The organism is Singulisphaera chitinilytica (genome assembly GCF_049331405.1).
Classification (GTDB): Bacteria; Planctomycetota; Planctomycetia; order Isosphaerales; family Isosphaeraceae; genus PoT.
In genome coordinates this window covers 5,861,914-5,875,161 of record NZ_CP186274.1, presented here as the reverse complement: position 1 = coordinate 5,875,161, position 13,248 = coordinate 5,861,914, and the positions used below count along the sequence as shown (strand labels likewise).

General features: G+C 64.3%; 7 protein-coding genes and 3 rRNA genes. 7 read left to right on the top strand and 3 right to left on the bottom strand.

The genetic code is table 11. The features are described 5' to 3' along the window. The first annotated feature begins 639 nt into the window (after positions 1-639). The 7 genes from ACOYYX_RS23300 (at position 640) to hemC (ending at position 9,633) form a co-directional block, all read left to right on the top strand. A 16S ribosomal RNA gene (locus ACOYYX_RS23300) occupies positions 640-2,149 on the top strand. 569 nt (positions 2,150-2,718) lie between these two features. After that, a 23S ribosomal RNA gene (locus ACOYYX_RS23295) occupies positions 2,719-5,518 on the top strand. A 219-nt stretch (positions 5,519-5,737) separates the two neighbouring features. Continuing rightward, positions 5,738-5,846 (top strand): 5S ribosomal RNA (rrf, locus tag ACOYYX_RS23290). Together the 16S, 23S and 5S rRNA genes form the textbook arrangement of a ribosomal RNA operon. A gap of 350 nt (positions 5,847-6,196) precedes the next feature. Further along, a complete protein-coding gene (gene rlmN, locus ACOYYX_RS23285; protein WP_422931658.1) occupies positions 6,197-7,204 on the top strand; it encodes a 23S rRNA (adenine(2503)-C(2))-methyltransferase RlmN in 1,008 nt (335 codons plus the stop codon). Positions 7,205-7,289: 85 nt separating this feature from the next. Then, positions 7,290-7,901: a sigma-70 family RNA polymerase sigma factor gene (locus ACOYYX_RS23280; protein WP_422924171.1), complete on the top strand. Its 612-nt coding sequence runs from the start codon at positions 7,290-7,292 to the stop codon at positions 7,899-7,901. A 6-nt stretch (positions 7,902-7,907) separates the two neighbouring features. Next, entirely contained in the window at positions 7,908-8,663 is a 756-nt protein-coding gene (locus tag ACOYYX_RS23275; protein WP_422924169.1) for a ComF family protein, read from the top strand. Position 8,664: 1 nt separating this feature from the next. Continuing rightward, a complete protein-coding gene (hemC, locus tag ACOYYX_RS23270) occupies positions 8,665-9,633 on the top strand; it encodes a hydroxymethylbilane synthase (protein WP_422924168.1) in 969 nt (322 codons plus the stop codon). Here hemC and ACOYYX_RS23265 read toward each other — a convergent pair. The 3 genes from ACOYYX_RS23265 to ACOYYX_RS23255 all read right to left on the bottom strand — a co-directional run bounded on the left by ACOYYX_RS23265 (position 9,591) and on the right by ACOYYX_RS23255 (position 13,238). After that, positions 9,591-10,028 (bottom strand): hypothetical protein, encoded by a 438-nt coding sequence (locus ACOYYX_RS23265; RefSeq protein WP_422924166.1) that lies wholly within the window; start codon positions 10,026-10,028, stop codon positions 9,591-9,593. The two genes, hemC and ACOYYX_RS23265, sit on opposite strands and share 43 nt — an antisense overlap. Positions 10,029-10,233: 205 nt before the next feature. Then, positions 10,234-12,114 carry a sigma-70 family RNA polymerase sigma factor gene (locus ACOYYX_RS23260; protein WP_422924164.1) on the bottom strand — a complete coding sequence of 627 codons (1,881 nt, stop codon included), beginning with the start codon at positions 12,112-12,114 and terminating at the stop codon, positions 10,234-10,236. A 458-nt stretch (positions 12,115-12,572) separates the two neighbouring features. Next, positions 12,573-13,238, bottom strand: a complete 666-nt coding sequence (locus ACOYYX_RS23255; protein ID WP_422924162.1) for a hypothetical protein — start codon at positions 13,236-13,238, stop codon at positions 12,573-12,575. Positions 13,239-13,248 lie beyond the last annotated feature (10 nt).

Below are 13,248 nucleotides of genomic sequence, written 5' to 3'. Positions count from 1 at the left end.
CCCTCACCCGCTCTTCATGTCATAGAGGAGGAGCAACGCCTCCCTCTATAGAGAGTAGGTAGAGAGCCCCCGACCCGCACCAACTGCGGAGCTGATCCCTGTAGTAGAAGTGGCAGGGAATGCGGAGTTCCATGATCTCCAGCCCGAGAGCTTTTGCGGAGAGCAGGGGAGGGCCCCGAGAAGAAAAAACGAAGAATCCGGGACCAGCTTGTTGACGTCGGGCGATTTCCGGATATTATTACCCCTGTCGCCTGTGACAACACGGGTGACGACGACCGGCCGACAGGACGATAACGGACAACCGATACTGAACTGTGGGTCGCGTATCCCTGCGTTGGTGTTCGGCCGGAATGACTCGCCCCAAGAGGCAGGTCGCTCCGGCCGCTGACATCGTCGGGGGCTCTCTTTGACAATTCGGTCGATCGTGGTGGATCGTTGTGGACCCTCGAGGGAAGCCGGCGTGAAGCCGTCGGGGTCGTCCCCTCCCGGTTGGGGAGGATGGCGGCAGGGACGGCAGCACCAACCGGCATACGATTCCGGGATGCAAATCCCAATGAAAATCGTCTGCGACCAGTCAGTTATTTCCTCGACCCAGAGGGAGAGGATCGGCGAGTCATCTTCGGATGGTGAGTCGGACCAATTTTGAAGGGTTTGATCCTGGCTCAGAATGAACGTTGGCGGCGTGGATTAGGCATGCAAGTCGTACGGGCCGCAAGGCCAGTGGCGCAAGGGTGAGTAAGGCGACGGTAACCAACCCCGGAAATGGGTATAGCCGCGGGAAACTGCGGGTAATCCCCAGCGACGCGAGGACTCGGCATCGAGGCCTCGCCAAAGCTCCGGCGTTCCGGGACGGGCCGTCGTGGTATTAGGTAGTTGGCGGGGTAACGGCCCACCAAGCCTGCGATGCCTACCGGGCGTGCGAGCGTGGCCCGGCACACTGGGACTGAGACACTGCCCAGACTCCTACGGGAGGCTGCAGTCGAGAATCTTCGGCAATGGGCGCAAGCCTGACCGAGCGACGCCGCGTGGAGGACGAAGGCCTTCGGGTTGTAAACTCCTGTCGAGGGGGAAGAAGCCGAAAGGTTGACTGAACCCTGGAGGAAGCACGGGCTAAGTTCGTGCCAGCAGCCGCGGTAAGACGAACCGTGCGAACGTTATTCGGAATCACTGGGCTTAAAGCCGCGTGTAGGCGGGAGGGCACGTCCGTCGCTGAAATCCCACGGCTCAACCGTGGAACGGGCGCGGATACGACTCTTCTGGAGGAACGTAGGGGGACCTGGAACTTCCGGTGGAGCGGTGAAATGCGTTGAGATCGGAAGGAACGCCCGTGGCGAAAGCGAGGTCCTGGACGTTTACTGACGCTGAGACGCGAAAGCCAGGGGAGCGAACGGGATTAGATACCCCGGTAGTCCTGGCCGTAAACGATGGGCACTGGGTAGGGGGCTCGCCGATGGGCTCCCTGCCGTAGGGAAACCGTGAAGTGCCCCGCCTGGGGAGTATGGTCGCAAGGCTGAAACTCAAAGGAATTGACGGGGGCTCACACAAGCGGTGGAGTATGTGGCTTAATTCGAGGCTACGCGCAAAACCTTATCCCAGGCTTGACATGCACGGATTAGCCGGCGGAAACGCCGGTGAGGCCGCAAGGTACAACGTGCACAGGTGCTGCATGGCTGTCGTCAGCTCGTGCCGTGAGGTGTTGGGTTAAGTCCCCTAACGAGCGAAACCCCTGTGTCTAGTTGCCAGCGCGTCATGGCGGGAACTCTAGACAGACCGCCGGCGTTAAGCCGGAGGAAGGCGGGGATGACGTCAAGTCCTCATGGCCCTTATGCTTGGGGCTGCACACGTACTACAATGGGGCGGACAGAGCGTCGCAAGTTCGCAAGGACAAGCTAATCGCAAAAACCGCCCCTCAGTTCGGATTGCGGGCTGCAACCCGCCCGCATGAAGCTGGAATCGCTAGTAATCGCGGATCAGCATGCCGCGGTGAATGTGTTCCTGAGCCTTGTACACACCGCCCGTCAAGCCACCAAAGCGGGGGGCATCCGAAGTCGCCGGAGCCGCAAGGCAGGCGCCGAAGATGAAACCCGTGATGGGGACTAAGTCGTAACAAGGTAACCGTAGGGGAACCTGCGGTTGGATCACCTCCTTTCTAAGGATTTCCTTGGAAAATCTCGGCCCGAGACCGGGCCAAAGCGGTGCGAGTTATCTCGCGTCGTCCGGTCGGAAAGGCCGCATCGGCACCGTCCCTAGTTCTCGACGCTTGACGCCGGCTTCCCACGCGGGTCCGTAACGCAACACCACGAACGATCGACCGTCTCAGATGAAAATCTGATGGGGTGACGGTGGGATGAGCGATCATCCCACCTCTGCTCTATCGCTTATTCGAAGTCCCGCTGGGTGCGGGGCGGTGCTGTCATCAGACAGCTTCGCCCCCTGGCCAGCGGCCAGGTAGGCCCCGGGTTGCCGGGCGCCGATCGCTCCTTGACAATTCGGTGATTTGGTCACGCAAGAATACCGTAGCAATGGTAGTGGCATACCAAGTATCTCCACAACAGTGGAACCCTTACGGATCGCGAGACTGACACGCCGAGAGGCGGACAGGTCTCGCAAGTATCGTTACACGGTGGTGAAGCCGCGTCGCGAGACGCCGACTCACCAAGCGGGAACGTGACCCATGCCGGATCGACTGTCGCACCCGTGCGGCGGCCGGATCGGCGTGGTCAAGCTCCTAAGGGCACGGGGGGGATGCCTAGGCGTCATCAGAGATTCGGGCGTGGAAGGCTGCGAAATGTCCGGGGGAGCTGCCGAACGAGCGTCGATCCCGGAATGCCCGAGGAGACCCGGGGAACTGAAACATCTCAGTACCCGGAGGAAAGGAAATCAACCGAGACTCCCTCAGTAGCGGCGAGCGAACGGGGACCAGCCTAAACCGGGTGGGACACCACCCGGGGTCGTGGGGCCGGAGTCGTGGGATGAATGAGCGTCAGCCGAAGTTCCTTGGAACTGGACACCGTAGCGGGTGAGAGTCCCGTAGGCGACGATGCGAGTTCCCCTATCCGGTACCCGAGTAGGGTCGGGCACGTGAAACCCGGCCTGAATCGGCGGGGACCATCCCGCAAGGCTAAGCACTCGATGACGACCGATAGCGAACCCAGTAGGGCGACCGAACGGTGGGAAGAACCCCGATGAGGGGAGGAGACTGAACCTGAAACCCCGTGCCTACGAGCGGTGGGAGGGCATTGGCTTAGGCCAGCCTGACCGCGTGCCTTTTGCATAATGATCCGGCGAGTTACTGTATTCGGCCCCAGGTTAATCCCTTCAGGGGAGGAGCCGCAGCGAAAGCGAGTCTTCATCGGGCGCCATAGTCGAGTGCAGTAGACGCGAAACCAGGTGAACTACCCATGGGCAGGTTGAAGCGGCCCTAACCGGCCGTGGAGGACCGAACCCACCAGTGTTGAAAAACTGGGGGAGGACCCGTGGGGAGGAGTCAAAGTCTTATCAAACCTGGAGATAGCTCGTTCTCTCCGAAATGGCTTTAGGGCCAGCCTCGGGACATACCCTGCGGGGGTAGAGCGACGGAATTCGGTCGGGGGGCTTCCCGCCTACCCGCCGAAACCCAACTCCGAATACCGCAGGGCGGACCCCGGGAGTCAGAACGTGGGGGATAAGCTTCACGTTCGAGAGGGAAACAACCCAGACCGCCGACCAAGGCCCCCAAGTCGACGCTCAGTGGCAAAGGAAGTGGGATCGCGGTGACAGCCGGGATGTTGGCTTAGAAGCAGCCACCATTTCAAAAGTGCGTAACAGCTTACCGGTCGAGCCATCCCGCGCCGAAAATGACGGGGACTAAGCGTCGCGCCGCAGTCGCGGATCGGAAACGATGGTAGGAGAGCGTTGCCCGCCGCCGCGAAGCCGGATGGAAACGACCGGTGGAGCGCGGGCAAGTGCGAATGCCGGAACGAGTAACGATAAGATGGGTGGGAAGCCCATCCGCCGAAAGCACAAGGTTTCCTGGGGAAGGTCAATCCGCCCAGGGTCAGTCGGGACCTAAGGCGAGGCCCAAGGGCGTAGCCGATGGACAGGCGGTTAATATTCCGCCACCCGTCATGAAGGTTGAGCCGCGGAGGACGCCGGGACGAGGAGAGTCGGGGCGCTAGATACCCCCGTGCCGCAAGGCCGACAGCATTCGATCTGGAAGCTCTTTGAATTCCCGGCCACGAAAAGCCCCGCGGGGACGACATGACCGGCCCGTACCGCAATCCGACACAGGTGTGCTAGGCGAGCATCCGAAGGCGTTCGGGAGAACCCTCGTGAAGGAACTCGGCAAAATGACCCCGTACCTTCGGTATAAGGGGTGCTCACCGCAAGGTGAGCCGCAGAGAATCGGCTCTAGCGACTGTTTATCAAAAACACAGGACTCTGCCAACTCGCAAGAGGACGTATAGAGTCTGACGCCTGCTCGGTGTCGGTAGGTTGAGGAAGGCGGTCAGCGCGAGCGAAGCTGCCGACCGAAGCCCCGATAAACGGCGGCCGTAACTATGACGGTCCTAAGGTAGCGAAGTTCCTTGTCGGGTAAGTTCCGACCTGCATGAATGGCGTAACGACTGGAGCACTGTCTCCACGAGGGACCCGGTGAAACTGTAGCCGTGGTGAAGATGCCACGTACCCGCGGTCAGACGGAAAGACCCCGTGAACCTTTACTGCAGGTTGGCATTGGGTCAGTGTCCTTTCTGTGTAGCATAGGTGGGAGGCTGCGACACGGCGGCGCCAGCCGTCGGTGAGCCATCGGTGAAATACCACCCTGAAATGACCCTGATCCTCACCGGTCCGTAGCCCGGGCCGGGACCATGCTCATCGGGCAGTTTGACTGGGGCGGTCTCCTCCCAAAGAGTAACGGAGGAGTGCAATGGTACCCTCGGCCCGGTCGGCAATCGGGCAACGCGAGCGCAAACGTAGAAGGGTGCCTGACTGCGAGACCCATCAGTCGAGCAGGGACGAAAGTCGGCGTTAGTGATCCGGCGGTGCTGGATGGAAAGGCCGTCGCTCAACAGATAAAAGGTACTCCGGGGATAACAGGCTGATCTCCCCCGAGCGTCCCTAGCGGCGGGGAGGTTTGGCACCTCGATGTCGGCTCATCGCATCCTGGGGCTGGAGAAGGTCCCAAGGGTTTGGCTGTTCGCCAATGAAAGCGGTACGCGAGCTGGGTTCAGACCGTCGTGAGACAGGTCGGTCCCTATCTGCCGTGGGCGTAGGAAACTTGCGGAGCGTCTCCCCTAGTACGAGAGGATTGGGGAGGACCGACCTCTGGTGTGCCGGCTGTCCCGCTCGGGGCATCGCCGGGTAGCCAGGTCGGGACCGGATAAGCGCTGAAGGCATCTAAGCGCGAAGCCCCCTCCAAGACGAGGTTTCCGGCACGAAAGTGCGAAGGCTCCTGGAAGACGACCAGGTCGATAGGCCGGGAGTGCACGGCGAGCGATCGCCGCAGCCGACCGGTCCTAACAGCCAATCGCTTGACCACCCCGATCCGTCCGCCTCCCCCGGCTTCGCATGAAGCCGATGGCGAAGGATGAGATCCGAGGTGTGGTTCACACATCACCCGGGCCATGTGACGATCCGATCCCACGGGATCCGCCGTCGTCGAGGTCCTCGGGTGTGCCCGCCAGCCGCGGTCCATTCGACGCGTGACCCGATCCACCGAAGTCGCGTCCGCCGGGCCTCAACGCCCGGCGGACGAATTTCCGGCGACCATACTGACGGGGTCCCACCCGTTCCCATCCCGAACACGGCCGTTAAGCCCGTCAGGCCCATGATAGTGCCCTTGGCGCGAAAGTCGGTCATCGCCGGAATCCCACAAGCCGCCCCGGTCACCCCCAAAGGTGACCCGGGGCGGCTTTTTTTATTTACAATCTGCCGATTTGAGAGTCTCTCTATACAAGTTTATTTTGAAATTTGATGAACGTTCGTGCTCGTAAAAGTGATCTTTTGGGGTCTTCCGAGCATCCTCCGAGCCCGATCCTCTAGGGCCCGTGATGGGTTTAGAAATATTCACGACCCTTCATAACGCGATCCATGTTCGATTTTCGCGGCGTGGCTTGCTAGAATTTTGGATAGAGACGCGATCACGTCTTTTGAGGACGAGTGGACCGTGCCGAAGCGACCGATCCTGGAAGTCACCACCGATGAGCTTGCCGCCTGGATGGTGGAGCGAGGTCATCCCAAGTTCCACGCACGCCAGGTGCTGCGCTGGATCTTCCGCCAGCGCGCCGAGCGGTTCGAGTCGATGTCGGACCTCCCGAAGTCCTTGCGACTTCAACTGGAGGAGGAATGGTCCGTCTTCAGCACCGAGATCTCCCATCACCACCTCTCGCCCGACGGGACCGATAAGCTCCTGCTCGGCTGTCACGACGGTCGGAAGATTGAATGTGTTTTGATGGCGGAAGACGACCGCCGCACGATCTGCATCAGCACGCAGGTCGGGTGTGGGATGGGCTGCGTCTTCTGCGCCAGCGGTTTGAAGGGGGTCGAGCGGAACCTCACGCGCGGCGAGATCGTCGAGCAGATCCTGCGGCTCCGCAACCTCCTGCCGCTCGATGAGACGATCACGAACCTTGTGGTGATGGGGATGGGGGAGAGCCTCGCAAACCTCGAGAACCTCCTCGCGGCGCTCGATCGCGTCTGCTCGACGGAGGGCCTGAACTTCGGCCAGCGCCGGGTGACGATCTCGACGGTGGGACTTCCCGAGAAAATGCTGGCATTGGCGGCCAGGGACAGGCAATATCACCTGGCCGTCTCGCTGCATGCGCCGACGGAGGCGCTGCGGAACGAGCTGGTGCCGATCAATGAGAAGGTCGGCCTGGCCGCCGTGGTCGAGGCGGCCGACGCCTATTTCCAAAAGACCGGGCGTCAGGTTACTTTTGAGTACGTCCTGCTGCGTGGAATCAACGACCGGACCGAGGACGCGAGGGCCCTGGCCGACCTGCTCGATGCGCGTAAGGCGCACGTGAACCTGATCCCCTATAACCCGGTGGAAGGTTTGCCGTTCGAGCGGCCGACGCCCGAGGCGATCCGGCGTTTCGTCGAGATCGTCAAGAGTGGCGGGGTCAGCGTCAGCGTCCGGAAGACGAAGGGGCGGGAGATCGACGCGGCCTGCGGCCAGCTCCGTCGTCGCCTCGAAGACCGCGTCCCCGCGCCAAGCCGCTCGTAGCGAGCCGTCTGCGACGACGGCCCTCGCTCGAGGCGGAAGATCAAGCCGGCTCCTATGTCCGCAGCCGTCGGGGAGGGATCGAGTCGTGAGCAGCGAGCTTCTGGAACAGCAGTTGGAGGCCCGCGACCCTGACGTCCGGCTCATGATCCAGGTCCGCGACGACGTGCAGGGGGCGTTCGAAGTCCTCGTCGAGCGCTATCAGCACCGGCTCGTCGGGATTCTCGGGCACCTCGTCGGGCGCAAGGAAGAGGCCGAGGACCTGACCCAGGAAGTCTTCCTGCGGATCTATCGCGCCCGCAAGGGATATCGCCCCCGCGCGAAGTTCTCGACCTGGCTATTCACGATCGCCAACAATCTGGCCCTCAATCACCTCCGGGGCAAGGGGCGGAACCCATCCACGACCCCCGGCGGCGACGGCTCGAGCTCGCAGGAGCGCGCCCTGGCCCGCGAAGGGACCCCCTCGGCGCAGATGCGCCAGGTGGAGCTCTCCGAGGTCGTGCGCGACGCGCTCGACATCCTCGGCGAGGACCAGAAGATGGCCGTGCTCCTGAATAAGTTTGAAGACATGAGCTATTCCGAGATCGCCGATGTGATGGGGCGCTCGGAGGCGGCGATCAAGTCGCTGCTGGCCAGGGCCCGCAATCACCTGCGCGAGCAACTCGAGCCGTACCTCAAGACGGGGCAGCGAGGGGCCTGACGAACCGTGCGCGAAGGCAGCCGGCTGGGGCGTTGGCTGGTCGAGGGCTGCCGGGCGATCGATGCCCTGGTCTTCCCCTGGGAATGCGCCCTCTGCGGCGGTGACGCGGCCGATTCACCCTTCTGCGACGTGTGCAAAGGGGAGCTTGCCTCGGAGCCGGGCACGTCCTGCTGGCGCTGCGCGATGCCCCTGGGGCCGTTCGGGAGCCAGGAGAAGGGCTGCTGGGAATGCCGGGGGCGATCGCTCGGGTACGACGCGGCGATCGCGCTCGGGCTCTACGACGGGCCGGCGGGGAAGCTCTGCCGTCGGCTCAAGCAGGAGCGAGACGCCTGGCTCGCCCCCTGGCTGGTCGATGCCCTGGTCGACGCCCGTCGCGAGTTGCAGGAAATACCGAAGGATGCGTGGGTCGTCTCGATCCCGCTGCACTGGCGGAGGCGCTGGAAGCGGGGATACAACCAGGCCGATGCGCTCGCGGAGAGCCTTGCCAAAAGCCTCTCGCTCCGCAGGGTCCACCCGCTGAAGCGGAGCCTGGCCACGCCGCCGCTGAAGAAGTCCGGCCGGGCCGAGCGGGCGAAGCTCATGCGCAACGCCTTCCGGATCAAGTCGAGGGCGGCCCTGGCGCTCAAAGGACGCACGGTGCTCCTCGTGGATGATATCCTTACGACGGGCGCGACGTGTGGCGCCGCCGCCCGCGCCTTGAAGCGGGCCGGGGCCAAACGCGTGGTGGTCGTGGTGATCGCTCGGGCGGAAGGGAAGGTCTGACGTGACGACGAACGAGGCTAAGGAATCGGTCCCCCAGGGCATGCCGGGCACCTTGCGCATCGGCACCCGAGGCAGCCAGCTCGCGCGCTGGCAGGCGGAGTGGGTGGCCGACTCGCTCCGGGCGCTCCACCCCGGCCTCGTCGTCGAGCTCATCGAGATCAAGACGCAGGGGGACCGGGACCGCAACTCGCCCCTCGCGGCGATCGGCGGCCTCGGCCTGTTCACCAAGGAGATCCAGCGTGCCTTGCTCGACTGCACCGTCGACGTCGCCGTGCATAGCCTCAAGGACCTACCGACCCGGGGGCCTTCCGAACTGACCCTCGGGGCCGTCCCCTCGCGCGAGGATGTGGCCGACGCCCTGATCGCCCCGAATTACAAGACGCTCGCCGAGCTGCCTGCAAATGCGACGGTCGGCACGGGCTCGCTCAGGCGAAGGGCGCAACTGCTGCACATCCGCCCGAACCTCCAGATCGTCCAGATCCGGGGGAACGTCGAGACCAGGCTCCGTCAGGCGACGGAGGGGAAGGTCGACGCCGTCCTGCTCGCCGAGGCCGGCCTGCGTCGGCTCGGGCTCGACTCGCACGTCACCGAGCGGCTCGGCCCGCCGTCGTTCCTGCCCGCGGTCGGGCAGGGGGCGCTCGGCATCGAGTGCCGGATCGACGACGAGGCGACCCTGGCGCTACTGGCCCCGCTCGACGACGCGGCGACGCACCGGGCGGTGGTCGCCGAACGCGAGGCCCTGGCGGAGCTGGAGGGGGGATGCATGATCCCGATGGCCGCCTGGGCCCATGACACGGCCGAGGGGCTCCTCAGCCTCGAGGCGATGGTCTACGATCCGGATGGCCGCGAACGCGTCGTCGCGTCGCTCGTCGGGCCGAGGGTGGACCCCGGCGAGCTCGGTCGCCGGGTCGCCGAGGAACTCCGGAGTCAGGGGGCCGAGCGCCTGCTGCGGAGCCAACGCTCCGAGTGACCCGCCTGGAAGGCGTCGACCTCCGGCATGGTCGACGCGATCCGGGTGTCCTCCGGGGCGAGGTCCATCGCCCGGTTCTGATCCCAGGCGGTCAGGACCACGTCCTCGCCCGGCTTGACCGAGAACCCCTGCTCGAAGAGCAACTGGCCCGAGCGGTACATCGCCAGGTGGTGCTCGCCGGGGGTGAGCTCGCAGACGATCGGCTCGTCGCGCACCTCGCCGATCCGGTAGGCCGAGCTGTCGATCATCACATCCACGTTGGATTCGGGGACGTGGACGACGGCCTCGCAACGGGTCGGCCCGACGCGCTCGGCGACCTGCCAGAGGAACGCGCCCCCGAGCAGCAGGGCCCCGACTCGACCGACGATCGCGAGCGATGCTCCTCGATTCAACATCCTAACATCCCCACTTTCTCGTCGTGGAAAAGATCGAAACAGGGAATCAGCGCCCCACCGTCGAGGTGGGCGTCCAAATCTGGAGGCACGATGTCCGTGGGCGGGCCCCGCGGGGGAGCCGCCTGCGTGAACGAAGGACAGACAACAGGCCAAGGGGCCTGGCTACTGGCAGCACGGACTGCGGACGAGGGCTGACCCGGGGGGCTTACCTCGACTCGCCGTCACGACCTTGGAAGGACCCCCGGGACGTCGCACCGTCGCCGAGGATGATTTCGCCGAGGTTCTCCGGTTCGACGCCCTTGAAGAACGAGGGGGCTGGCCCCCAGCTCATCCAGGCGGGGCGGGTCCTGTTGCGATCACGGTCGACTATGGCCACGTCCAGCCCCAGGTGCTTGCCCGGCCCGAGACGCGTCGGCCTGTCGGGGTAGTGATCAAATGCTTGAATCGCACATTCGTAAGTAATGAAACCGTCGGCACGCTTATATTGTATCTTCGTCGCGGTCCTCTGGATATTGCCGTAAACCAGCGAGGGATTCTGGCCCCGGGGGTCGAGGTAGGCCGCCTCCTTGCTCGGGATGGCGACGTACTGGAGCACGGGCATCTTCTCCGCGCTCAGGTCCCAGCCCTGGAACCAGGGGAGCCGGTGGGCGTCGGGGTTGCCGTCGACGTAGACCTCGAGCGCGTCGGTGTGCCAGGCGTCTCCCTTTGTCGCGACGACGTCACTGTCGGGCACGGTCACGCCGAGATAGATCAACTGGGTTTTGGGGTCGTAGCCGACCATGAATGTCGCGGCCGGGTCCCGGGGCGCATTCTTGGGATTCGCGTCGTAGGCGTTGTTGCTCGTCAGGAGCGTCTGGATCGAGTTCTGGGGCAGCTCGGGCCAGTCCTTGAGGTCGCCGTCGATGACGATCCCGCTCAAGGGGGCGGCCACCGCCCTGGGGAGGTCGCGCGGGGGATTCTTCGCGGCCTGCTTCGGGTCGAGTGCCGGCAACTCCGGCATGACCAAAGGCACGATCTTCCCGCCATTCAGTGTCTTGGTCAGGGGCGCCTCGACGTTCCGGGAGGCGAGCAGGTTGTTCGGGTCCGCCTTGGCCTGGCCGTCGGGCGTGTTCGTCTCGGGCTTCGTGGCCGGCGTCGGCGGAGGCTGGGCCTTCGGCTCGGCGTTGGCCTCCGCCTGGGGAGGCTTCGCGGCCGCCAGGGCGGGGACGAGGTTCCCTTCGGTGTGGAGGTAGTACCCCAGCCCGGCGACGACCAGGCCTCCGCACGCGGCGGCCGTCGTGAGCGAGATCCCGCCGAGCGAGAAAACCGCCGGCTTGGCCACCTGCTTCACGAGCGTGGCCACCGAGCCCGCCATCTCGATCGCGTTGCCGGTCCAGAAGCCGCTGGCGGTCTGGATCGTCGCGTCGATGAGCGTGGGGGAGGCCGCGGAGACGTCCTGCGGGGCCAGCAGGGCGATCACCACCGCACCTGCCGGCGAGAGCCCTCGTCGGGCCAGGCGCGATCGCAACTGATCCCGGGCCCGGGACAGGCGGCTCTCGACGGTCCCGATCGGGCAGCCGAGCCTTTGGGCGATCTCCTGATGATGGAGACCCTCCATGTAGCTGAGCACCAGGGGGACCCGGAACCGCTCCGGCAACTTGCGGATCTCCTCGTCGATCACCGAGCGGAGTTCGGCATGTTCGGGGTCGTGTTCCTTGCGTTTCGAGGTCGTGGCGGTCGCGCGGCTCTCGACCACCTGGCGACGGGCCGCATTGGCCTTGGCCTTGCCGGCGACGCGGAGGGCGACGCCGTAGAGCCAGTTCGTCAGAAGGTCGCGGTCGCGGAGCGTGGCCGCCTTCTTCACGAAGACGAGGAACGTCGCCTGGAAGGCATCTTCTGCCGCGTGCGCATCTCCCAGGACGCGGCGGCAGACGCCGAGGACCATGGGCCCGTGTCGCTGGAGGACGGTCCGGAAGGCGGCCTCGCTCCCATCGTGTCCCGAGAGGAACTGCGCCACGAGCTGATCGTCACTCCATCCACTCATCGCCCCGAACTGGAAGAGGGTGTTAATGCCATCCATCGCAGCTTTGGGAAATCGGATCGACATCAGCAACCCTCGTCCACCTCGTCGCGTATTCGTATCACTACTGCCCTGGGGCCCTCGATTCCTTCCACGATTTTCCCCCGAGGGAGGGGATTTTATTCCGGAACTCCGTAGTTTCCAAGATTCGAGCCCCGTCGCTTCGTCGGAAACCCAAGTCACGAAAAGGTCTTCGTCATCGAGCCGGGCCCGCCGTTCCTCCCATATTCGGTAGCAGTACGACGGACGTACGACACGCGGAGTTGGAGATGAAAACCCTCGGTTTACCTAAATTCTTCGGAGCACTGGCGTGCTCATACGCCCTTGGTTAGTCAAGGGTTGGGTAAGGCAGGCTGCTACCGGTGTGTTTCGACCTTCGATTCGGCCATCGGATGACCGGCCTCGTTCTCCACTTGTGCGTCATTTGCCGGGAGGCGGTACCCGAAGTTTTCCGAGGGCATTAGTTTCCGGTATATCGACCGTCTTTACGAGGCTTTAGGGCAACGTTGGGCGAGAGAAGGCCTCGGGCGTCGCTGATTCGCTCGCGAACATCTCGGGGCTGGCGTCGGACGCATCAGGTCGGTGGTGATGAGTCGGGGCGCCCTCGATGTCGACGCCGAGTGGCGAAGAGTCCACCGAGGATGAACCCGAGGCCGGCCCCGGCCCCGCAGACGCTTGAGGAAGAGGAGGGGGACGAGCCAGGGTCGGTTGGTATTGAAGGGGATCAACGATACCCCGACCATACCGAGGCACGCTCCGAGCAGGAACCCCGCGAACAGACCGAACGTCGGCCAGACGCCGGAGGGGGATGACGGCCGGGGTGAGGCAGCCGGGGAGGCGACAGCGATGGGGAGGAGCCGACCCCCCAGGATGGCTCCGACCAAACCGCCGAGGACGCTGCCGCCGAGCGCAAGGACGGGCATGGCCGAGGTGCCCGGGTATGCGGCGAGGAAGTCGTCGGCCCTGGCCTGGAAGATGAAGCCTCGCGTTCGGCCTTCCTCCTCCACGTCCCGGCGGTAGATTCGCCCGCGCCTTCGCGAGAGCAGGCCGATCACGCCCCCCGTGATGGCCCCGATCGCCACGAACAGGCCGAAGCAACTCCAGGGGGGCCCCAATCGCGTGAGCCAGCCTTCGTCGTTGACCCTGACCATCCCTTCAGCG